Origin of the sequence: Pseudomonas sp. WC2, from assembly GCF_050586545.1 — a bacterium.
GTDB lineage: Bacteria > Pseudomonadota > Gammaproteobacteria > Pseudomonadales > Pseudomonadaceae > Aquipseudomonas.
Genome location: NZ_JBOBDR010000051.1, coordinates 1 through 476, shown reverse-complemented (window position 1 = coordinate 476; position 476 = coordinate 1). Strand labels below are relative to the sequence as shown.

Here is a 476-nt window from a genome sequence, read left to right as displayed (position 1 = left end):
GACACACCGCGACACTGACCAACACCGCCGGCTCGCCAGTGACCGTAACGCTGTCGAACGGCGCAGTAATCACCATCGAAGCAGGCAAAACCACTGGCACCGTAACCGTCGCGGCTCCAGCCGATGACGTCTACAAAGATGCGGGCAAAGTCGAAGCGACCATTTCGACCGCGACCGGTGGCAACTTCGAAAAACTGGTGCCGAGCACCGTGCCGGCGTTGACCAACGTCACCGATACCATCGACACGACCACCGTCAAACTGACCGCCACCGGATCGGCAGCGGAAGGTGGCACCGTTACCTACACCGCGACGGTTGGCGCGCCAGTGACTGGCTCGCCGGTCACCGTGACTTTGGCCAACGGCCAAAACATCACCATTGAGGTCGGCAAAACCACCGGCACCGTGACCACCACCGCGCCGAACGATGCGCTGACTGGTCATGCTCCAATTACCAACGCGATTACTGGCGTTACT

At 60.9% G+C, this 476-nt stretch carries 1 protein-coding gene; it reads left to right on the top strand.

The window, feature by feature from the left end:
* The coding region (locus ACQ4OE_RS26770; protein WP_430948457.1) for an immunoglobulin-like domain-containing protein at positions 1-476 on the top strand (476 nt) is incomplete at both ends.